At 37.4% G+C, this 20,212-nt stretch carries 20 protein-coding genes and 3 tRNA genes; 7 read left to right on the forward strand and 16 right to left on the reverse strand.

The window, feature by feature from the left end; translation table 11 throughout:
- On the forward strand, positions 1-433 hold a 433-nt coding region (locus K0B81_06880; protein ID MBW6516323.1), incomplete at its 5' end, for an SIS domain-containing protein.
- Positions 426-1,112, forward strand: coding sequence for an endonuclease III domain-containing protein (locus K0B81_06885; GenBank protein ID MBW6516324.1), 687 nt, complete (start codon positions 426-428; stop codon positions 1,110-1,112). The genes K0B81_06880 and K0B81_06885, both read left to right, overlap by 8 nt.
- Before the next feature lie 23 nt (positions 1,113-1,135).
- On the opposite strand, the gene K0B81_06890 is transcribed toward K0B81_06885, so the two are convergent.
- The 6 genes from K0B81_06890 to K0B81_06915 all read right to left on the reverse strand — a co-directional run bounded on the left by K0B81_06890 (position 1,136) and on the right by K0B81_06915 (position 3,429).
- Positions 1,136-1,223, reverse strand: a tRNA-Leu gene (locus tag K0B81_06890).
- Positions 1,224-1,232: 9 nt separating this feature from the next.
- Positions 1,233-1,306: transfer RNA gene (locus tag K0B81_06895), tRNA-Cys, on the reverse strand.
- An 8-nt stretch (positions 1,307-1,314) separates the two neighbouring features.
- Positions 1,315-1,389: transfer RNA gene (locus K0B81_06900), tRNA-Gly, on the reverse strand.
- 53 nt (positions 1,390-1,442) lie between these two features.
- Positions 1,443-1,994 (reverse strand): AmmeMemoRadiSam system protein A, encoded by a 552-nt coding sequence (gene amrA / locus K0B81_06905; protein MBW6516325.1) that lies wholly within the window; start codon positions 1,992-1,994, stop codon positions 1,443-1,445.
- 21 nt (positions 1,995-2,015) lie between these two features.
- A complete protein-coding gene (gene amrB / locus K0B81_06910; GenBank protein ID MBW6516326.1) occupies positions 2,016-2,846 on the reverse strand; it encodes an AmmeMemoRadiSam system protein B in 831 nt (276 codons plus the stop codon).
- Between the two features lie 37 nt (positions 2,847-2,883).
- Positions 2,884-3,429 carry an isochorismatase family protein gene (locus tag K0B81_06915; protein ID MBW6516327.1) on the reverse strand — a complete coding sequence of 182 codons (546 nt, stop codon included), beginning with the start codon at positions 3,427-3,429 and terminating at the stop codon, positions 2,884-2,886.
- A 116-nt stretch (positions 3,430-3,545) separates the two neighbouring features.
- Between K0B81_06915 and K0B81_06920 the strand changes: the two genes are divergently transcribed.
- The 3 genes from K0B81_06920 to K0B81_06930 are packed head-to-tail and all read left to right on the forward strand — an operon-like array spanning position 3,546 to position 6,146.
- A complete protein-coding gene (locus tag K0B81_06920; GenBank protein MBW6516328.1) occupies positions 3,546-4,298 on the forward strand; it encodes an RNA methyltransferase in 753 nt (250 codons plus the stop codon).
- A complete protein-coding gene (dusB, locus tag K0B81_06925) occupies positions 4,298-5,269 on the forward strand; it encodes a tRNA dihydrouridine synthase DusB (protein ID MBW6516329.1) in 972 nt (323 codons plus the stop codon). Before K0B81_06920 ends, dusB begins: the two co-directional genes overlap by 1 nt.
- Complete coding sequence (locus tag K0B81_06930; protein MBW6516330.1) at positions 5,253-6,146, forward strand: hypothetical protein; 894 nt, start codon at positions 5,253-5,255, stop codon at positions 6,144-6,146. The genes dusB and K0B81_06930 overlap by 17 nt, the downstream gene beginning before the upstream one ends.
- Before the next feature lie 14 nt (positions 6,147-6,160).
- Here K0B81_06930 and K0B81_06935 read toward each other — a convergent pair whose 3' ends face one another.
- The 9 genes from K0B81_06935 to K0B81_06975 form a co-directional block, all read right to left on the reverse strand.
- Positions 6,161-7,030, reverse strand: coding sequence for a PDZ domain-containing protein (locus tag K0B81_06935; protein MBW6516331.1), 870 nt, complete (start codon positions 7,028-7,030; stop codon positions 6,161-6,163).
- Between the two features lie 16 nt (positions 7,031-7,046).
- Positions 7,047-7,556, reverse strand: coding sequence for a hypothetical protein (locus K0B81_06940; GenBank protein MBW6516332.1), 510 nt, complete (start codon positions 7,554-7,556; stop codon positions 7,047-7,049).
- Entirely contained in the window at positions 7,534-8,091 is a 558-nt protein-coding gene (locus K0B81_06945; protein MBW6516333.1) for a sigma-70 family RNA polymerase sigma factor, read from the reverse strand. The genes K0B81_06940 and K0B81_06945 overlap by 23 nt, the downstream gene beginning before the upstream one ends.
- Positions 8,092-8,254: 163 nt before the next feature.
- Positions 8,255-9,496 (reverse strand): [FeFe] hydrogenase H-cluster maturation GTPase HydF, encoded by a 1,242-nt coding sequence (gene hydF / locus K0B81_06950; protein MBW6516334.1) that lies wholly within the window; start codon positions 9,494-9,496, stop codon positions 8,255-8,257.
- 4 nt (positions 9,497-9,500) lie between these two features.
- Entirely contained in the window at positions 9,501-10,904 is a 1,404-nt protein-coding gene (gene hydG, locus K0B81_06955) for a [FeFe] hydrogenase H-cluster radical SAM maturase HydG (protein MBW6516335.1), read from the reverse strand.
- A gap of 127 nt (positions 10,905-11,031) precedes the next feature.
- A complete protein-coding gene (locus K0B81_06960; GenBank protein ID MBW6516336.1) occupies positions 11,032-12,813 on the reverse strand; it encodes a [FeFe] hydrogenase, group A in 1,782 nt (593 codons plus the stop codon).
- 14 nt (positions 12,814-12,827) lie between these two features.
- A complete protein-coding gene (gene nuoF / locus K0B81_06965; GenBank protein ID MBW6516337.1) occupies positions 12,828-14,411 on the reverse strand; it encodes an NADH-quinone oxidoreductase subunit NuoF in 1,584 nt (527 codons plus the stop codon).
- Positions 14,408-14,866: an NADH-quinone oxidoreductase subunit NuoE gene (gene nuoE, locus K0B81_06970; protein MBW6516338.1), complete on the reverse strand. Its 459-nt coding sequence runs from the start codon at positions 14,864-14,866 to the stop codon at positions 14,408-14,410. The genes nuoF and nuoE overlap by 4 nt, the downstream gene beginning before the upstream one ends.
- A gap of 60 nt (positions 14,867-14,926) precedes the next feature.
- The gene (locus tag K0B81_06975) at positions 14,927-15,292 is read right to left on the reverse strand and encodes a (2Fe-2S) ferredoxin domain-containing protein (GenBank protein MBW6516339.1); all 366 of its coding nucleotides are present in this window, start codon (positions 15,290-15,292) and stop codon (positions 14,927-14,929) included.
- Between the two features lie 339 nt (positions 15,293-15,631).
- Between K0B81_06975 and K0B81_06980 the strand changes: the two genes are divergently transcribed.
- Positions 15,632-15,829: a hypothetical protein gene (locus K0B81_06980; protein MBW6516340.1), complete on the forward strand. Its 198-nt coding sequence runs from the start codon at positions 15,632-15,634 to the stop codon at positions 15,827-15,829.
- A 129-nt stretch (positions 15,830-15,958) separates the two neighbouring features.
- Positions 15,959-19,168: a PDZ domain-containing protein gene (locus K0B81_06985; protein ID MBW6516341.1), complete on the forward strand. Its 3,210-nt coding sequence runs from the start codon at positions 15,959-15,961 to the stop codon at positions 19,166-19,168.
- A 221-nt stretch (positions 19,169-19,389) separates the two neighbouring features.
- Here the strand turns inward: K0B81_06985 and K0B81_06990 are convergent, their stop codons facing one another.
- A complete protein-coding gene (locus tag K0B81_06990) occupies positions 19,390-20,166 on the reverse strand; it encodes an EFR1 family ferrodoxin (GenBank protein MBW6516342.1) in 777 nt (258 codons plus the stop codon).
- Positions 20,167-20,212 lie beyond the last annotated feature (46 nt).

Here is a 20,212-nt window from a genome sequence, read left to right on the forward strand (position 1 = left end):
GGGCGGGAGTAACTGTGATGCCATTCATTTTGCCGAAGAGTTTACCGGAAGATATAGAAAAGATAGACAACCATTACCTGTTATAGCTATTTCCGATTCCAGCCATATAACTTGTGTTGCTAACGATTACGGATTTAGTGAAGTTTTTGCCAGAGGAGTTGAAGCATACGGGACAGAGGGGGATATCCTGATAGCTATCTCTACCAGCGGTAACTCTGAAAACGTCATCAGAGCAGTTGAAAAAGCGCATAATTTGGGATTGTTTACTATCGGATTATTAGGTAAAGATGGTGGTAAAATGAAGGAGTTGGTCGATGTGGAATTGATAGTGGCAGGCAAAACCACCGATCGCATCCAAGAGGTACACATGATTATCCTCCATATTATAATCGAAATGACCGAGAGAATACTCTTTCCGGCAAATTATGAGTAAATCTGGTTCAGAAAAGATCCCTTCAGCTAATGAATTAACAGACATTTATCATAAACTCTTTTCCTGTTATGGTAACCAACAATGGTGGCCTGCCGATGATAGGGAAGAGGTCATTATCGGAGCGATACTGACTCAGAATACAAACTGGTTAAATGTTACTCGTGCTCTGCAAAATCTAAAGAAGAATAACCTGTGTTCTTTGCACAAATTAGCATCTGCTTCAAAAGCAACTATATCTGAACTAATCAAGCCAAGCGGATATTATAATCTTAAAGCTGATAGGTTACAGAATTGTGCTCACTTCCTTAAAGATTGGCAACCTGCTTCATTGACATTTGAGGAAGCAAGAAGATATTTACTCGCTATTAAAGGGATTGGTCCGGAAACAGCAGATTCAATTCTTCTCTACGCCTTTCATATTCCTGTGTTTGTGATAGATACCTATACTATCAGATTGTTAAATAGGTTTTTCTGCATATCTTCCGGTAAAAACTATTCATATTATCAAAGTTTATTTATGAATCAGCTCACTAAGGAAAGTGATCTCTATAACGAATACCATGCCTTGATTGTACAGCATTGTAAATCATTTTGCAGAAGAAAACCGCTCTGTGATAACTGTCCTATAAATTCTGAATGTTTATATCATCTTTCAAATAGAAAAAAACAGTCTGACTGATATTCAATCAGACTGTTGATTTATGGTACCAGAGGCCGGACTCGAACCGGCACGAGCTGGAAGCTCGAGGGATTTTAAGTCCCTTGTGTCTACCAATTCCACCACTCCGGCGAAATGCCTTGGAGGCGACACCCGGATTCGAACCGGGGATGAGGATTTTGCAGACCCTTGCCTTACCGCTTGGCGATGTCGCCAAAAAAAATGGAGCGGGAAACGGGGGTCGAACCCGCGACATCTACCTTGGCAAGGTAGCGCTCTACCACTGAGCTATTCCCGCACAGCTTTAGCTGTTGGTCAATATTTTTCAGACTTCAGTAATGTCAATAAAATTCACTTTTCTTCTGAAAAAATCTCGGCTGTAAAGCGGTAAACTTGATATTTAGGGTCAAGATAGCTGTTAGCAGATAGTCCGGCTTTATGACAAGTCTCTTTCAAGAATGTTTCCCTGTCCCAGTTCCACTCCACTGCAACCTGCGGTAGCAGAAGTCCTGATCCATAAAGTCCTTCAATATATAGACCATCTCTTCCTACAGTTATATCGTCCAATTCTTCCTTGCTGACAGGGATCAATTCCGAGAGAATTGAAATCTCTATGTAAATATCATCTATTTCTTTTAGAGTTACTGATGGGAAACGAGGGTCTTGAAAGGCAGCTGCTCGAGCCATCTCTTTTATTGTTTGTAAGAGTGGTTTATAAGGTTTTATGTATCCAATACAACCCCTTAAGGCATCTTTTTTATGTAGAGTAACAAACGCACCTCTTTTTTCCTTAAGGATCTGATCAGTTGGATCTTTAAGAGCTATCTCTCTCCTTTCCAGATGTGCCAATATAGATTCCCTTGCTAATCTGAGTAAAAATTTCTTTTGCTCTTCAGTTAACATGACTTCTCACCTTTTTTTTTGTTACTTATAAAATAGTGTCGATAAATAACCAACCACATGGTTATAATCCCCGCTCGTAGTGCCGGAATGCATATATTTTAAGGTTTTTACTTTAGTGTAGTTGAGCAGCTTGGTTAGATTCATTATCGTCAAAATACCCCCAAAACCACATGCTTCACTTTTCCTTTCTTTGACAAGTTGGTCAACCGTTTCTATTTCAAGTTTTTCTATTGCTTCGGCTAATCTTTTATCCATCTGTTCAGCTTGAGTATGGCTATGATAATGTGAAAGATCAGAACTGATAATGAAAACCGTTTTATCCATTTTATCTTTAAAGAGTTCGGCAAGTTTTTGACTAAGATATAAACTGCTCTGATCGTATTGATAACCAATCAAGATAGGTAAAATTTTTGCTTGGGGGTTTATTATCTGTAAAAAAGGGAGTTGAACTTCCAGAGAGTGTTCCCGAGAGTGAGCATAATGATAAAAGACGAATTTTGAATCACTGAGCATTTTTTTTACAAGATCACGATCAACTTCTACTTCTCCTAAAGGGGTTTCGCACGAATCATAATCTCCCACCGAGTAGTAAAAATCTCCACTTTGATGTGAAGGAGCTATAATTACTGCAGTATTAAAATCCTTACTCTTCAGAGCTTTATAAGAGTAGGCAGCACATTGTCCAGAGTAGATATATCCCGCATGTGGAGATATAACACCTAAAATATCAACCAAGTTGTCAGGCATAGAGTCAGTAATATTATCTATATAACCCTGAATTTCCTTTTTTAATATATCAGGATTACTAGAGTAAAAACTACCCGCTACTACCGGTTTACAAATTGATTTCATCAAACACCTCCCATAAAATAACTATCATCAAATTGATTTAAACACCATGTCTAATGAGTTTACTGATTGATTTAAAATCAGGATGGATGGCATCTTTAATAAGCTCAAAGAGAAGCATTTCAGTTGATACTACTATACCACCTTCTCTGATAATGCGATCAAGAGCGATCTGTTTATTACGTAAAGATATTGAGGAGACAGCATCTTCAACAACAACTGGAATAAACTCCTTAGTAAGGGCTTCGATTACTGACTGCATAATACAGATATGTGCTTCTATGCCGTATAGTATTAGGGTATCTTTCTTCATTGTTCGGATGTAAGCTTCGATTTCATCATCCAAGATACTAAATTTTGTTTTCTCAAATCTCTCATATTGTTGAGGTAGATAGATCTCATCAATGGTTTGGCCTAATCCTTTGGGGTTCTGTTCTGTTACAATGAGCGGTAAACCCAATATTTCAGTAGCTTTATTGAGTATGGCAGCTTTTTTAATTACTTGATCTATATCATTGATATGAGGTTGAAACTTTTGTTGTATATCAACCATTACGAAGATAGTATTATCTATCAAGATACGCATACAACCTCCTAAAACTATTGACGGATTTTGTCCTTTATCTTGATTTATTATCATAGCATTGCACGATTTGTCAATGATAATATTGAGAATGAGTTCTAAACGAGCAAGGAGTTAATATGCAGTATTTATCCAAAGAGAAAAGCAAAGAGTTAAAGAAACTACTTATGAAGAAATACCGTGATCAGAGAAAACTGCTGTTAGTAGAAGGTATCAGGACCATAAAGCAGTTATCAACTTATCAGATCCCTCTTCTGGAAATTTACTGCACTGAGGAAGAGATTGAACATTATAGCGACATTATTTCTCAAATATCTTCAGAGAGTGTATTTATTGCCAAAGATTTTCAACTAAAACAGTTATCATCTGCTGAAACTCCACAAAGTCTCATTGCCTTGGTAGAAATGAAAACACCAGAGTTTGTGGATAATGAGCGGTTATTATTTATCGATAGAGTTTCTAATCCTGGTAATTTAGGGACAATTTTTCGAGTGGCAAAAGCTGCTTTGATAGACGGCATAATACTATCTCCCGAGTGCTGTGACATTTATAACCCGAAAGTAGTAAGAGCATCTATGGGTACAGTATTCGCTCTTCCAAGCATGATCAGTGATTATCAATATCTGAAGGGAATTCCTAATAAAGTGATCATTACAAGTTTAAGCAAGGGAGTTTCAATTTACGATATTGAATCAAATGAACACCCCTATGTATTGGTAGTTGGTTCTGAGGCGACAGGTATAAATGAGGAATTAGTTCAGATTGCCGATAAGATGATAACTATTCCCATGGCTGGTGGAATTGAATCATTGAATGTAGCAGTAGCTACCAGTATTTGCCTGTATTTTTTGAACAGAGATATCTTAACCTAATGTCTTCTATAACAAAATTAACTAAACAAAAACTCTGGTTAGCCCCTTTAGCGGGATTGACGGATAAAGCTTTTCGTCTGATCTGTAAGCAGAATGGGGCAGATGTCGTAGTCTCTGAAATGGTCAGCTCCGACGGTTTAGTCTATGATTATAAAAGAAGTTTACGCTATGCTTTATTTAGTGAAGCAGAGAGACCTATTGGTATCCAATTGTTCGGCTCCAAACCGGAAGTTATGGCACAAGCTTGCCGATTATTGATATCTTTAAATCCCGATTTCATAGATATAAATATGGGGTGTCCGGTTAAGAAAGTTGTCAATCGCGGTGCAGGATCAGCTCTTATGAGAGATAGTTCACTCGCTTATGATATTGTGCAAGCTATTAAGAATGAACTCCAAGAAACCGGAATCCCATTATCTGTTAAAATCAGGTCCGGTTGGGATCAGAACAATATAGTGGCAGTGGAGTTTGCTCAATTGTTAGAAAATGCCGGGGCTGATATAATAATAGTACATCCACGAACCCGTACCCAACTATATTCGGGAAAAAGTGACTGGTCAGTGATTACTCGTGTAAAAGAAACGGTTACAATTCCGGTAGTTGGCAATGGTGATATTACATCATTTGCTGATGCAGTTAATATGTTTGAAACTACAAAGTGCGATTCGATTATGATTGGTCGTGGTGTATTAGGAAGACCTTGGTTGTTCAATGAAATTAAATCTTACCTATTGACAGGCAGTTATTTCAAATTATCTTATAAGGAAAAGTATGAGATAATCAAAAAGCATGTGGAGTTATCACTTCTTGAGAATGATGAATCACGTGCAATAAAAGAGATGCGAACTCATTATTGCCATTATACTAAAGGCTTTAAAGGAGGAAGTAGAATTCGTAATTTACTCAACAACTCAACTAATCACAAGGAAATTATTTCTCTGTTAGGATATCTTTATGAAGAAAGAACTTGAGAGAATGATCTGGCAAGCTAAGTATGAGGCAGAAACGAATTGGATAAAAGCTACTCAAACTTTGCAAGAAGCCATTCAACTTTATCCTCAAGAAATGAGGTTATTCGACGAATTGGGTAACCTCTATTTCTATAAAGATGCCTTTGAACAAGCAGCCGGATATTATAAACAAGCATTAGACTTAGATTTCCGCAATGCAGATGTAATATTTAAACTCGCTTACTGTCATCTCATCAATAGAGATTTCGAGTTAGCAGAGCATTATTTTGATATGATATCAGAGATCATTCCTGAAGCAACTTATAATAAGTGTGTTGCCTTATATAAATTGAACAAGGGTTACAAAGCTATTGAACTACTGGAAGATCTGATCATTTATAGCAACTATTCGGAAAAGCCGTATGTTTTATTGGGAAAACTTTATCTGGAATACGAACGGTTTCAGAAGGTATTTGAATTAGTCGAGACTGCCCAAAAGATCTTTGGGAAGGTCAATGAATTAACGTTTATCAGAGGAACGGCGTTTTTCCATACCCGTCAATGGTTAAAAGCTTATGTCGATTTTATGGATGTTGAAGAAACGGTATCAGATACACCGACATATTATCGGATGTATGCTCTGACCTGTGAAAAGATCGGTAAAACAGATAAAGCAATTGAGATTCTTCTGAGGAGTATAGAAAAATATCCCCCCTTTTATGGTGCATATTATGATCTGGTAAAAATATTTATCATGTACAATCGCTATTCTGATGCCTTAAAAATAGTCGACAAACTCTACAAGTTAGGTATTACACTCTTTGAAATAAGCGGAAGTGAAGGACAGCTGTTTGATAATGTGTTTAACTCGATGAGGGATAAAAAAGAGGACAAATAGAGGATATAATTAAATTACTTTTCTTCTTGGAGTTTTCTTTGTATTTGGTTGATTTCTTCTTGTAACATCTTTATTCTTCTTTCCATTTCTTTACGTTCTGTATCGGAGAATACCGAATCGAGCCATCTATTAATATCGGAAATATCAAATTCTTGTTTCCCAAGGATGATAATTTCATTGCTCATATCCAGACTAAAAAATTCGTCAGCTTCTACTACAACAACCTTAGTTTGATGGTTTGTTCCGTTTCTGACGAAGTCAATAACAATAATCTCGCCTGCTTTCTTACTCTTAATTATCTCTTTGATATCTCTGATCGAGTAGATTGGTTTTCTTTCAACCATAACAATTACATCACCGGCTTTCAAACCTGCTTGCTCTGCTGGAGAATCAGGAAAAACTTCAACGATAAGAACTCCATGTTTTATCTGAAAGAAATCCTTTAATTGGTCGGTAAGGTGCTGAAACTTAACCCCTATATGTTTTGTTTTTGTATCTATAAATTTGATTCTGGATGTATCTGCTGTTTGCAGATTACCTAATGTCACTTCTAAGACTTTGTTATGACCGGCAGAAAAGACATAGATTTTGAGTATATCACCCGGATTAGCATACTGAATAATCGTTCGAACTTGGTCTTGAGAAGTAATCGGCATATCATTGATTTTGACAATGATATCATTGGGCATTAGTCCGTTTTCATCAGCCGGTGAACCGGCAATTACCATATTGATACGAACACCATTATCCAGTTGTAGGTCTCTTCTCTCTAACTCTGTTAAATCTTCAAGATAAACACCTAAATAAGCATTGTTTGTTGAATAAAGTGTAGATGCAATAAGCAGCAATAATAATATAGATAATAATTGAAGTGTTTTAGCCATTGAAGTGTTGCTCGAATTAATAAAGTGAATGACGACTGTTCTGATTAGCCTCCATCTCACTAACTATATAAACATAACGGTTATTTCTATCTCTCACTTTTCGGATAACATAGGGTGTTTCTTCCGGTAGGTCTGATAACTCCATTATTTGGTAAGGACTACTAGAATTCATGGAAGATGATGTATAATATCGCCATCCTAGATAAGTCCCTTCCTCTGGTAAATCAATCTCTGCTTGTCGTCTTTCAGCCATCAATTGTTCTTCGTCTATCTGACCAGTAGAAATAATACCTGTTTTGCAAAGTAGATTATCATGCAATGACGCAGCTAAATCAGGTTTGTAAATCATAATTGATGTCATAATAAATAAAAAGATACCAACATTACTCGTCAATTTGAGAAAGGTCTCTCTCTTTCTTCTTCTCTCGTACAAATAGTTTTTCAGATTGTATTTCAATCTGACAGAGAAAGGACCCGGATCAATTTCCGGAGTTTCAATATTCTCAAGATACTTTTCGACCGACATATTCCAAGACCTCTTTTGGTAGAGTTTGTTCTAATTTTTTTAATGCTCTATGTAAGATAACTCTAATGTAACCCTCTTTCTTACCGATAATTTGCGATATTTCTTGAAAACTCTTCTTTTCGAAGTACCGTAATACGATGACATCCTGATCTCTCTGGGGTAATTTCTTGATATATTCACCAAGGAATTCGTAATTCATTGTTTCTTCCATCTCTGGTGGAGATTCAAAAGTGTCTTTTTCTATCAACAGTTCTCCTACTAATTTATGTTTCTTCTTTTCTCGCCGGTAATGGTTACTTATCTCATTCACAGCAATTCTGTATAGCCATGAAGAAAAAGGTATTGAACGCCATTTGAAGAGATGTAATTTACTCATCGCCTTATAGAAGACATCTGATACGATATCATGAGCAATATCTCTGTTTTTTACTCTCAGCATTACAAATTTGTATATCTGTAAGAAGTACTTATCATACAGACACTCAAATGCTGACACATCATATTGTGCTTTGAGGATTAAATCTTTTTCGTTCATCTTCACCTCATTCACCTCTCTTAACGGTGCTTTATCTTATTAGTTTCATGTAGTGATATCTTCTGCTTATAGAAAAAAGACTATCACTTCATATCTTATTTCTAATCAATAATATACTACTGCTTGATTCTTGAGTCAAGCAAATTTTTAACATACCGCTTGATTAATCTGAAGTATTAAAAGATGAGAATAGTTTTACATATTTACGATAACTATCAGGAAAAGGTTTTAATGTTCTACTCAATGAGTCATGAATATGTGATATTAGTATTCCATAATTCGTAATGGGAATATTATTTTCAGAAGCTGTTTTTATTCTATGAAGCATCTCTTTTCTGTTTATCATACAGCCGCCACATTGAATGATCAACTTGATGTTCTCCAGATCCTGATGAATCATCTTGCCGGCATTAATAATATACTGGAGTTTCTTTCCCGTATATTGATCTAACCAATGTGGTATTTTAACTCTTCCGATATCGTCCGGCTGGCTGTGATGAGTGCACGCTTCAGCGATGAGCACTTTATCTCCTGATTGCAGTTCTTTGAGAACGGTTAGTCCATCAATAAAGGGATTTAGTTCACCTTTCAATCTCGAGAAAAGGATAGAATAAGTAGTTAGCAAAGTATCTTCTGGAGTGTTTTTTGAGATAAGTCCTATAGCTTGTGAATCGGTAATTATCAGCTTGGGTTTTACTTTTAAAAGATCAAGCGTTAAAGATAATTCTTCCGGCTGAATACATATTGATAGAGAGTGGTTGTCTAATGTTTCTCTCAAAGCTTGCTCTTGTGGTAGTATAATTCGCCCTTTAGGAGCTGCCGAATCAATAGGTATGATGTGAATAACTATATCGTGAGGTTTGATTAAGTCTCGCAGAATAATATCAGAACTAATTACTTCAGGGACTTTTTGAGCAATCATTAACCGAAGTTCAGGTATATTAAACCCTGTCTTTGCTGAGACTCTTATAAAATCTATACTGCTCTCAGATAAAAATTGTTCTGTATTATTTGCTATTTCCGAACTATGATCTACATCTGATTTGTTTAACACCACTATCGCATTCTTATTATAACTCAGAAATTCTTTTTCTACTTCATCAAAATCACTGTAAGTAGTGACCAGAATAACTAAGTCGGTTCTTTTCAGAGTAGCTATGGTTTTTTTTACTCTCTTTTCGCCAAGTTCTCCAATATCATCCAGACCAGCTGTATCTATAATGAAGACCGGACCTAAGGGAAGGATTTCCATTGCTTTTCCTACAGGATCAGTAGTAGTCCCAGCAATATTAGACACAATAGCTGTCTCTTGATTGGTCAAGGCGTTGATCAAAGAGGACTTGCCGACATTTCTTTTCCCAAAGATCCCAATATGGGGTCGCATAGAAACTGGTGTTTTTTTCATATTATTATTGTATCAAATCTCGTTCACCATTAATAATTCTGTCGTATTGATCAAGCAGGAATTTCCGGTATTTAGAGTCTTTATAACCGGCAATTTCTTTCTTAATGAGGTTTAATCCAATCTGTTTAGTTTCAGGAGATGCAAAATCAAGTATATACTCAAGATAAGTCAAAATAGCGTTTGGTTGGCAGAATTTGTGAATATTACCAGGTTTAGCGTAGTTCATGAATTTATATCCGGTTCGACCTTTTCGATAACAAGAGGTACAAAAGGAAGGGATAAATCCTTGGTTGCTGAGATCTTTTATAACTTCATCAAGAGAACGGGTATCACCGATTGTAAATTGTTGCTTATCCGGTTGGTGATTTATCTCATCATGATATGCTCCCGGATATGTTTTTGATCCGGCAGATATTTGCGATACCCCCAATTTTAATAGTATGTTTCGAAGAGCTATGTTTTCTCTTGTTGTTAGAATTATACCAGTGTAAGGGATTGCTATCCTTAAGACAGCAACAATCATTTTTAGATCTTCATCAGAAACCTGAAAAGGTGGGCATTCACTCACCGGAGCATTTAAAGCTGGCTCGATCCGTGGGAAGGATATGGTATGAGGTCCGATTCCATAATTATTTTCCAGATGTTGAGAATGCTGTATTAAGGCGAGCAGTTCAAATCTCCAATCATAGAGTCCAAATAGTACCCCCAATCCTACATCATCAAGACCGGCAGAAAATGCCTTATCATGTGTCAAGAGACGATAATCATAATCTCTCTTCTTCCCTTTCAGATGCATTTTCTTGTAGGTATCACGATGGTATGTCTCTTGAAAACATTGATATGTTCCAATGCCTGCTTCTTTGACTATCTTGAAGTCTTCTATAGATAAAGGGGCTGAATTGATATTTACCCTTCTGATGTTGTTATGAGTTATCGCTTGCGAATAGACTGCATTGACTGTTTCAGCTATCCATTTACCATCGAAACGTGGATGTTCACCATAAACCAATAATAGTCTTTTATGTCCTTGACTTATTAAGATCTTAGTCTCTTCCTTGATCTCCTCTATAGAGAGTGTTCTTCTCAACAGTCCTTTGTTATCGGCTCTAAAACCGCAATATTCGCAAATATTTGAGCACTCATTAGAGAGATACAGAGGTACAAAGATAACGATCCGGTTTCCATAAATCTCTTGTTTGATCTTATAGGCAGTTTGATAGAGTTGGTTAATAAGTTCAGGATCTTCTAATTTCAACAATAGAGCTACTTCGTTAAGATCAAGACCCTTTTTCTCAGATGCTTTTGCTAAAATATCTTTGATTAGCTCAGTGTCAGGTTTCAAGTTATTGCTGAGTAAATGCTCCAAAAACTCATTATCCATGAAACTCTTTTCTCTATTTTTTTTCATTATTTTTAGTTCTGTTGCAATTTTTTACTATCTAATACACATTCTCTGATTAAATCTTCCATAGAAAGTATAAAACTTTTTACTGAAATAAAAGACCGCATAAAGCGGTCTTTTATGAAATCATTTCTTAATGGTGTTTAGAAGTTGCTTCTTTTAAAATCTTGCCGTCAGATTTATCTCTATGATAGTAACTAGTATGCAGTAGTTTATGAGCAATTTCTGATCCGGGAGAGCCGAGAAACTTTTCATATAGAGCTGCAACTGCCGGATTCTCATGAGATAATCTAATAGACAGGGCTTTATCTTCTTTATAAAGAGTCTCACCTCGTCTTGCTCTGGTAGCCAAGCTACTGCCGAATGGTTGTCCTCCACCGCCAACACAACCGCCGGGACAAGCCATAACTTCAATAAAATGATAACCTGATTTGCCAGTTGTTTGGATCTGATTTCTCACAATATCCATCAACTTCCGTGCCTGACCGAGACTATGGGCAACAGCGATCTTAACCTTTATTCCCTCTACATCAACAACAGCTTCCTTTATACCTTCCATACCACGGACTGCATGAATCTCGACATCAGGCAGGTTTTTACCTGTGATCAGGAAATAGGCGGACCTTAAAGCAGCTTCCATAACTCCACCGGTTGTACCAAAGATAGTAGCTGCACCAGTGTAAAGACCCATGAAATCATCGGCTTTATCATCTTCTAAGTTCTTAAAATCTATCCCCGCTTCTTTTATCATCCTCGCAATTTCACGGGTAGTTAAGACATAATCAACATCCTGATAACCTGAATCTGTCATCTCCGGTCGTCGTGCTTCAAATTTCTTAGCCGTACAGGGCATGATAGAGACCGACACAATATCCTGAGGAGCAATATCTTTCTCTTTTGCATAATAGGTTTTTACTAAAGCACCAAACATCTGCTGGGGTGATTTACAGGTTGAAACATTATCTGCCAGATCAGAGTAATAAGTTTCCATGAATTTGATCCAACCGGGTGAGCAAGAAGTGATCAAGGGGAGCGTTCCCCCTTCTTTAAATCGTTTAACAAATTCAGTTCCTTCTTCCATGATTGTTAGATCAGCTGTAAAGTTTGTATCGAATATTGCATTAAAACCAAGTTTACGGAAAGCAGCATACATTTTACCCACTGTAAGAGTACCCTCTTCCATACCGAACTCTTCACCTAAAGTAGCTCTTACAGCTGGGGCAGCTTGGATAACTACGTGTTTTTCCGGATTCAACAGTTCTTCCCAAACTTGATCAGTTTCGGTTTTTTCGGTTAAGGCAGCAGTTGGGCAATAAACTGCACACTGACCACAGTTGATACAAGTACTATCTGCCATACCTTTACTAAAAGGTGTATTAATCTCTACTTCAAAACCACGATTTACATGCGTCAGGGCATAAACAGTTTGAATATCATTACAGACAGTCACACAACGACCACAGGCGATACATTTATTAGGATCTCTAATGATAGAAACGCTACTATCATCGATCGGTTTTTTCTTTACTAAAGAAGCGATCTCATCGGTTTTTACACCCATGTAATATGCCAGATCTTGTAATTCGCATTTATTGTTCGCAATACAGGTCAGACAATCAACATAATGGTCTGTTAAAATAAGTTCCAGCAGCTTTTTTCTCAATTTTCTCAATTGAACGCTATTAGTACGGATTTTCATACCTTCATAAACAGGGGTGCAACAAGCTCTTTTAGGAAGTTCCATCCCTTCAATTTCTACGATACAGATCCCACAACCAGAAGAAGGTTTTAGATCTTTATGATAACAAAGTGAAGGAATCTTGATCCCAATTTCAGCTGCAGCTTCTATTATTGTTGTTTCTTCTTTTGTTTGTACATGATTACCATCTATCCAGACATTTATTAATTTTTCCATTTTCTTATCACCTCTTATTTATTTACTGCTTCTCTGTTTTGGTTAAGATAGAAAAGAAAATCTTCTCTAAAATTCTCTATTGCACTCTTAACGACAAGGAGTAATGATTGTCCCAAAGCACAGAAAGATGTTTGATACATTGTGCTGGCTAACAATATCATCTTTTCGAGTTCACTTTCATCTGTCCTACCATTTTTTATGGCTTTTATCGATTCATAGAGATTTTCATTACCATTACTGCAAGGGATGCACTTTCCGCATGATTCGTGACGGAAGAAGCGGATGATCGATTCTAACATATCAGCAATATTAACTGTATCATCCATAACCAATATTGCTCCGGAGCCAAGAACTGCCTTGTATTCAGCGAGGTTATGAAAATCCATTTTTACATCTAACATGTCTTCTGCAAGAAAAACACCGGCAGCTCCACCAACAAGGGCAGCTTTGAATTTGCCCGATTTTTTCATACCACCACCATATTTCTCGATAATAGTCCGTAAAGTAGTTCCCATCTCAACTTCACAGAGACCAGGCACCATGACATCGCCCAAAATAGTAAAAACTTTAGTTCCCGGACTTTCTTCGGTTCCAATATTCCAGAACCAATCAGCTCCGTTCAGGATAATACCAGGTACATTGGCGATCGTTTCGACATTATTCACCACTGTTGGTACAGATTGATATCCTCGTTGTCCCGGATAAGGTGGTTTGCTTCTGGGGTTACCGCGATTTCCTTCCATCGATTCGATCAATGCAGTTTCTTCACCACAAACATAGGCACCGGCACCGATTTTAATTGAAATATCGAGATCAAAGCCGGAATTGAATATATTCTTACCCAACAGCCCATAATCATAAGCTTGATCAATAGCATTCTGCAAGCGGGCAATACAGAGTTTATATTCCCCTCTGATATAGATATATGCCTTATGCGCAGCGACTGCATAAGCGGCAATCATTGTCCCTTCCAGCAATTTATGCGGATCTCCTTCCATGATCAATCTGTCTTTAAAAGTACCCGGCTCTCCTTCGTCGGCATTGATGACAACGCATTTGTAGTCTGATTGGATCGGGGCGGTAAAACTCCATTTTAGACCGGCTGGGAATCCTGCTCCACCGCGTCCTCTTAATCTTGAATCTTTTACTGTTTGTACAACATCTTCCGGTTTCATAGTTAACAGGACTTTTTCCCACGCTTCATAGCCACCATAACCTAAATAGTCTTCGATCTTATCCGGATTAATGATTCCAGAATTACTGAGAACGATCCTTTTGTCATACTCTAAAGGAATATCTTTTCTTTCTTCCCTGTCCAGTACCAGATTTTTTAATATTCTTCCTTTAACGATATGTTCTTCAATCAATTTAGGGACCATATCGACAGTCATGTTGCCATATACAATGTTATCAGGGTATATTACTAAGCATATGCCTTGATTAAAGAAACCAAGAGATCCCGTTTGTAAAACATTGATCTCATCTAATAGATTTCTATCATTTAATTCTTCCTTTATTGCTTCCAGTACTTCTTTTGCACCTCTTTGGGTAGATGATTCATCAAGTTCGACTAAGATATGACTTCGAAAGTACTTCATAGCTTGGCCTCCCGAAGTTTAGCAATAATAGATTTCACCTTATCTTCTGTCAGATCACCATAGAAATCATCATTGATCATCATTACCGGAGCATTACCGCACAAACCTAAACAAGCACATAACTCGAGAGTAAATAGACCGTCTGTTGTTGTTTCACCGGTCTTGATGTTTAAAATGTCTTTCAATTTCTTCAAAATATTATTAGAACCCTTCAAATAACATGGTGGTGATTCACAGAGTCTAATGATGTACTTTCCTCTCGGTTTAGTACTATACATAGTATAGAAAGTCAGAACACCATAAATATGATTAGCCGGAATTTTTAAAAACTCAGATACGGCTTGAACTGCTTCTTCTGAGACATAATGCTGGGGATGTTTGTCCTGAATGTCATGCAAAATATAGATCAGATTATCTTTTGTGGGTTTGTAATTCTCAAATATCTTTTGATACATACTTTTCTCCTATATTCGTTCTCATTATAATTTTATTTTACAAGCAAGAAGGTTGTTCGATTACTCTTGGGAAGCAACAACAAAGTCGGATACTATTTGTCCATTGACTATGTGTTCCGCAACTATTCTTCTTACTTTTTCCGGAGTTAAATATCCATAGGTTATTGTCGGTTTACCTTTCTCGATCAAGTCAACAACTGGTTCCATTGAAGACAATCCTTTTTCTCCGGTTTGAGTTACTTGAATATCTTTTAGTGATCGTTTTTCAATTTCTTCTAAAAAGGTTTTCATTACATCTCGGGCACCCATAGCAATTCCGGATGTACCCATTCCTACAACGACCTTGATACGGTAGTCACTACCTCTGAGTTTCATCTCTTGTTGTGCCTTTTCCCGTATCATTCGTAATTCTTCTAATGATTTCATAATAGACTCCTTTCTTTTATATATTTCTTTAGTTTTTCTCCAAATCTGTGTCAAAACCAAGAAATTAGCAATAGATGTCAACCATTTTATCATCTCAACTGAAGAAAGAACCACGAAGAGAATCTTTCGTAATGGAGAGATCTCATTACGGACTAACTTTTAGTAAATTGCTTTCTTTTGTACCGACAAAAGAAAGTAACAAATAAAACCTCCCGGCTCTACAATTAATAGTTAAAAACCTTCTCGTCTCTGCTTCTTTCGCTAAACTCCTCGCTTCGCTCGTCTAACAGTAGCTTCGAAGCAGATCCTCGTTCGGTTTTCTTCACACCGTTAATTGTAATGCCGGATTATCTATTCTTTCCCGCCACCCAAATAGAGCGTAGCTCCATACCTGCGACTGAAGTCGCAGGCTATCATATTTCACCCCTTCAGGGTGCTGTCGGAGCCAAGCAAGAAATCTATTTTGTCATCTCGACTGAAGCGAAGCGTAATGGAGAGATCTCAACACTGACTTACATGATATTCAAACAAACTTAAAAAAAAATAATCAACTCAGCAATATATTTGACAAAATATCTCATTTCTATTGTTTTAACACCATGTGATTTTTTTAGCACAATCAACATACTTTTTAGCGGGTAAGAAAGACAAGAACATGGAGGAATTATGAAGCAAAATCAAGGTTATTATCGTCACGCTACAGTATATAAGGATCAGATAGTCTTTGTTGCAGAGGATGACCTATGGAAAGTAAAAATCTCTGGAGGGACAGCGACAAGATTAACAGCTAATCTCGGTCAGGTATCAAATCCTTTTATTTCTGATAATGGTCAGTTAATAGCATTTATCGGCAGTGAAGAGGGTACTCCGGAGGTATATGTGATGCCGGTTGAGGGTGGAACTGCCAAAAGACTGACTTATCTTAATAGTGCTTGTCGCGTTATTGGTTGGAAAGATGGTAAAATTCTCTTTTTTAGTAATCATGGACAACCATTTAGGCAAAACTTCATGATCTATGCTATCAGTCCTGATGGGGGAGAGCCCCAAAAACTACCTTATGGTCTAGCGACGAGTATCAGTTTCGGCAAGAAAGGGGTAGTTTTAGGTCGAAAAGCAATGGATTTAGCTACTTGGAAAAGGTATAGGGGTGGTACAGCCGGTGAGATATGGATCGATACGGAAGGGAAAGGGAAGTTCACTAAGCTGATCGACCTGAAAGGTAATTTTGCTAATCCGATGTGGTTAGGTGACAGGATCTTCTTTGTTTCGGATTATGAAGGGATAGCTAATATCTATTCGGTCAATCCTTCCGGTAAGGACATAATAAAACATACCAAGCAAAAGGATTATTATGTAAGAAATGCTACTACAGACGGACAATCTATAGTATATCACGCCGGAGCAGATATTTACTGCTACGATATTAAAAAAGATCAGGATAGGATAGTAAAAATAGATTATCGTTCTCCTTTCATCCAGAGACAGAGGAAATTTGTTACTGGCTTTGAGTATTTGGAAGATTGTGATTTAAATGCTGACGGGAGCAAAATAGCACTTGAATGTCGTGGTAAACTCTTTAACATGGGTAACTGGGAAGGGGGTGTGATTCAATGTGGTAATTCTGATGGTGTACGTTATCGTTTAGGACGCTGGCTTAATGATAACAAACGTATCATAACGGTAAGTGATGAAAGTGGAGAAGAACACTTAGAAATATACGAAGCAGAGAGCAATAAGCTCCTTAAAACAATTAAGATCCAAAATCCCGGTCGTTTTGTTTTTTTAGAAGTATCTCCAACCAAGAAAGAAGACATCGTTGTGTATTGTAATCATCGTAATGAACTCTATTGGTTGGATCTGAAAGGAAATAAACCGGTTAAGATCGATAAGAATGAGTTTGGTTCTCTCGATGATGCTGTCTGGTCTCCTGATGGCAGATGGATTGCCTATAGCATTGATGTTTCTAAAACAACAAGAGCATTAAAACTCTACAATTTAGAGAAAAAAGCGATCCATCAGATAACCAAACCTATCATGTCTGATTCGGATCCATATTTCAGTAGTGATGGAAAATATCTTTATTTTGTATCTAGCAGGATTTTTAATCCGGTTTATGATGCCATGCATTTCGATCTCGGCTTTCCTCAAGGGAGTTTGCCTTATGTAATAACTCTGACCAAGGATACCAAAGATCCATTTGAGATGGAACCGAAAGGTTTTAACCCAACAGAGAAAGACGAGAAGAAATCGGAGAAGAAAGATAAGAAAAAAGAAGAGCTCAGAGTTAAGATTGATCTGGAAGGCATTGAAGATAGAATTACACCTTTTCCTCTCAAAGAGGCAAACTATTATGGTCTTTCTGTTACCAATAACAGAATATTCTACTTAGTTTACCCCGTTTCCGGTGTTCTTGATAATGATGATTGGTTGAATCAGTCTCCGAAGTCAGTTTTAAAGTTCTATGATCTTGAAAAGCGGAAAGAGATCGTTATGGCCAACAATGTTTCCGGATACCGTTTATCAGCTGACGGCTCTGCCATTGGAATCTTTATGGGGAAAAAATTGCGAGTGTTATCTACAAAGAGTGATCCTGAAAGTCTCTCTAAAGAAGATGGTAATAATCGGGAAACCGGCTGGATCAATCTGAACCGGGTGAGAATATCTATCAATCCACCCGCTGAATGGAAACAGATGTATGCAGAAGCTTGGCGGTTACAGCGTGACTATTTCTGGGTAGAGGATATGTCAGGTATTGACTGGAAGAAAATTTACAAACGTTATTTTCCTCTGCTTGATAGAATAGCTACTCGCACTGAGTTTGCAGATTTGGTCTGGGAGATGCAGGGAGAATTAGGGACTTCTCATGCTTATGAGTTTGGTGGAGATTACAAAAAACGTCCTTGGTATTTAGTCGGTCAACTGGGAGCAGATTTCCAGTATGATCCAAAGAGCGATTCTTATATCATCAAGCATATTGTAGAAGGAGATGTTTGGGACAAAAAGCATTCTCCACCTCTTAAAAAACCGGGGTTGAATATTAAAGTTGGGATGTTACTTAAAGCCATTAATGGAACAAAATTGTCTCGTATGATAACACCTGAACAGGCATTGGTGAATTATGCCGGTCAAGAAGTACAGTTGCTAATAGCAGAAAATGACGGCAAGAAAGAGCGTCAGGTTACAGTCAAAACCTTAAGAAACGATATTAATCTTCGCTATCGTGAATGGGTAGAACGAAATAAAGAGTATGTTCATCAGAAGACAAAAGGAAAGGTTGGATATATCCATATTCCCGATATGATGGGTGAAGGGTATGCAGAATTCCATCGTCATTTCCTGACAGAATATGATCATGATGCTCTGATCGTTGATGTACGCTATAATGGAGGCGGTCATGTTTCTCAACTGCTCTTGGAGAAATTAGCCCGTAAGAGGATCGGATATGACCTTACTCGTTGGTATGGCTATGATCCCTATCCAGAATATTCCGTTAAGGGTCCTATAGTTGTTATTACTAATGAGTTTGCCGGTTCTGATGGAGATATCTTCAGCCATTCCTTTAAATTAATGAAACTCGGCAAGTTGATCGGTAAAAGGACTTGGGGTGGGGTAATAGGGATTAGTCCCCGTAACAGACTGGTTGACGGTGGTATCACAACTCAGCCGGAATTCTCTTTCTGGTTTAAAGATGTCGGTTGGAATGTCGAAAATTACGGAACTGATCCTGATATTGAAGTGGATATAACACCACAGGATTATGCTAAGAATAAGGATCCACAAATGGAAAAGGCATTGGAAGTTATAGCCAAAGAGATGAAGCAATTCAAGTATCTCAAACCGAAATTTGATAAGAAACCGAAGCTGACTTTACCGTAAGAAGTATCCACTGATACACACAGAAAAAACGCTGATTGACACAGATTAAAAAAAAGATAAAGGGCGACCGCTGGTCGCCCTTTATCTTTAGCACAAAGCTATTTTTTCCCCCTTCTTTTCTCTGTGCCCTCTGTGTCTTCGTGGTAGTTTTGACCTGCTTGCTATACTTCCTCCGGTTTTCTCTCAGTCTCTTAGTCTCTTCCTCTCTCCCTCGAAATCACTCACTTCATCACTTCTTCCGCTTCTTGTGCCTGATAGGGGTAAAAATCATCTCTATTATTAAACCTGATCGCCTGTGTCGGGCAGAAAGAGATACATCTCATACAGAATTGACATTTATCAAGAAATTCAGGATACTCCTCCATCTCGACATTTCCTGTCGGGCAGAGTTTATAGCAGTAACCACAACGGATACACTTGATGTTATCTACCGTAAGTTTCCATTTTTTAGCCAAAATATCCCAAGCTCTTTTTCTGAGATTTAGTTTATTAAAAATAGAGGGGAATAACAATATTGGTTTCCATTTGGTAATACCATAAACAAGATCATGAGTGTAGTATTTGGCTTTTTGTAATCCGGAGCTGATAATTTGTTGATTTTTCTGTTCGTAAAGACTCTTATTACTAATATTATTAGGCATTTTGATCTCTTTTGCACCGATTGGTTGGTAATTTTTTTTTACTAGTAGATTTCTGATCTGACTTGTTACCACTCCCGAAAAAGAACCAAAAGTATCTACCATAAAGATCTCAGTTCCTTGACCGTCGGGCATTCCTTCTATAAAGTCCCAAACCAAAGGATAGGTAGAGAAACAAGCTACAGGGAAAGCAAGACCGATTGTACTGTCTTTACTTATATCTTGGGGATCTGTATTAACTAAGTTATGTGTATCTATCTCTACACCCAAAGAACTAAAAATTTCAGCCATTTTTTTGACAATTAGCAGAGTATTTCCGGTTCCGGTGAAATAATAAAGGGCGACTTTCTTGTTTTTCATTATGTATCTCCTTTCGTTTGAAAATATCAACATATTTTACTGATCT

This window comes from Candidatus Cloacimonadota bacterium, assembly GCA_019429305.1.
GTDB lineage: Bacteria > Cloacimonadota > Cloacimonadia > Cloacimonadales > JAJBBL01 > JAHYIR01.

Coding starts and splice junctions, on each gene's coding strand:
- amrB (MBW6516326.1), bottom strand. CDS start 2,846: ATGAAATCAATTTGTAAACCGGTAGTAGCGGGTAGTTTTTACTCTAGT.
- K0B81_06990 (MBW6516342.1), bottom strand. CDS start 20,166: ATGAAAAACAAGAAAGTCGCCCTTTATTATTTCACCGGAACCGGAAAT.
- K0B81_06930 (MBW6516330.1), top strand. CDS start 5,253: ATGAAGAAAGAACTTGAGAGAATGATCTGGCAAGCTAAGTATGAGGCA.
- K0B81_06920 (MBW6516328.1), top strand. CDS start 3,546: ATGCAGTATTTATCCAAAGAGAAAAGCAAAGAGTTAAAGAAACTACTT.
- nuoE (MBW6516338.1), bottom strand. CDS start 14,866: ATGTATCAAAAGATATTTGAGAATTACAAACCCACAAAAGATAATCTG.
- hydF (MBW6516334.1), bottom strand. CDS start 9,496: ATGAAAAAAACACCAGTTTCTATGCGACCCCATATTGGGATCTTTGGG.
- dusB (MBW6516329.1), top strand. CDS start 4,298: ATGTCTTCTATAACAAAATTAACTAAACAAAAACTCTGGTTAGCCCCT.
- K0B81_06980 (MBW6516340.1), top strand. CDS start 15,632: ATGCCGGATTATCTATTCTTTCCCGCCACCCAAATAGAGCGTAGCTCC.
- nuoF (MBW6516337.1), bottom strand. CDS start 14,411: ATGAAGTACTTTCGAAGTCATATCTTAGTCGAACTTGATGAATCATCT.
- amrA (MBW6516325.1), bottom strand. CDS start 1,994: ATGTTAACTGAAGAGCAAAAGAAATTTTTACTCAGATTAGCAAGGGAA.
- K0B81_06960 (MBW6516336.1), bottom strand. CDS start 12,813: ATGGAAAAATTAATAAATGTCTGGATAGATGGTAATCATGTACAAACA.
- K0B81_06985 (MBW6516341.1), top strand. CDS start 15,959: ATGAAGCAAAATCAAGGTTATTATCGTCACGCTACAGTATATAAGGAT.
- K0B81_06935 (MBW6516331.1), bottom strand. CDS start 7,030: ATGGCTAAAACACTTCAATTATTATCTATATTATTATTGCTGCTTATT.
- K0B81_06885 (MBW6516324.1), top strand. CDS start 426: ATGAGTAAATCTGGTTCAGAAAAGATCCCTTCAGCTAATGAATTAACA.
- K0B81_06915 (MBW6516327.1), bottom strand. CDS start 3,429: ATGCGTATCTTGATAGATAATACTATCTTCGTAATGGTTGATATACAA.
- hydG (MBW6516335.1), bottom strand. CDS start 10,904: ATGAAAAAAAATAGAGAAAAGAGTTTCATGGATAATGAGTTTTTGGAG.
- K0B81_06945 (MBW6516333.1), bottom strand. CDS start 8,091: ATGAACGAAAAAGATTTAATCCTCAAAGCACAATATGATGTGTCAGCA.
- K0B81_06940 (MBW6516332.1), bottom strand. CDS start 7,556: ATGTCGGTCGAAAAGTATCTTGAGAATATTGAAACTCCGGAAATTGAT.
- K0B81_06975 (MBW6516339.1), bottom strand. CDS start 15,292: ATGAAATCATTAGAAGAATTACGAATGATACGGGAAAAGGCACAACAA.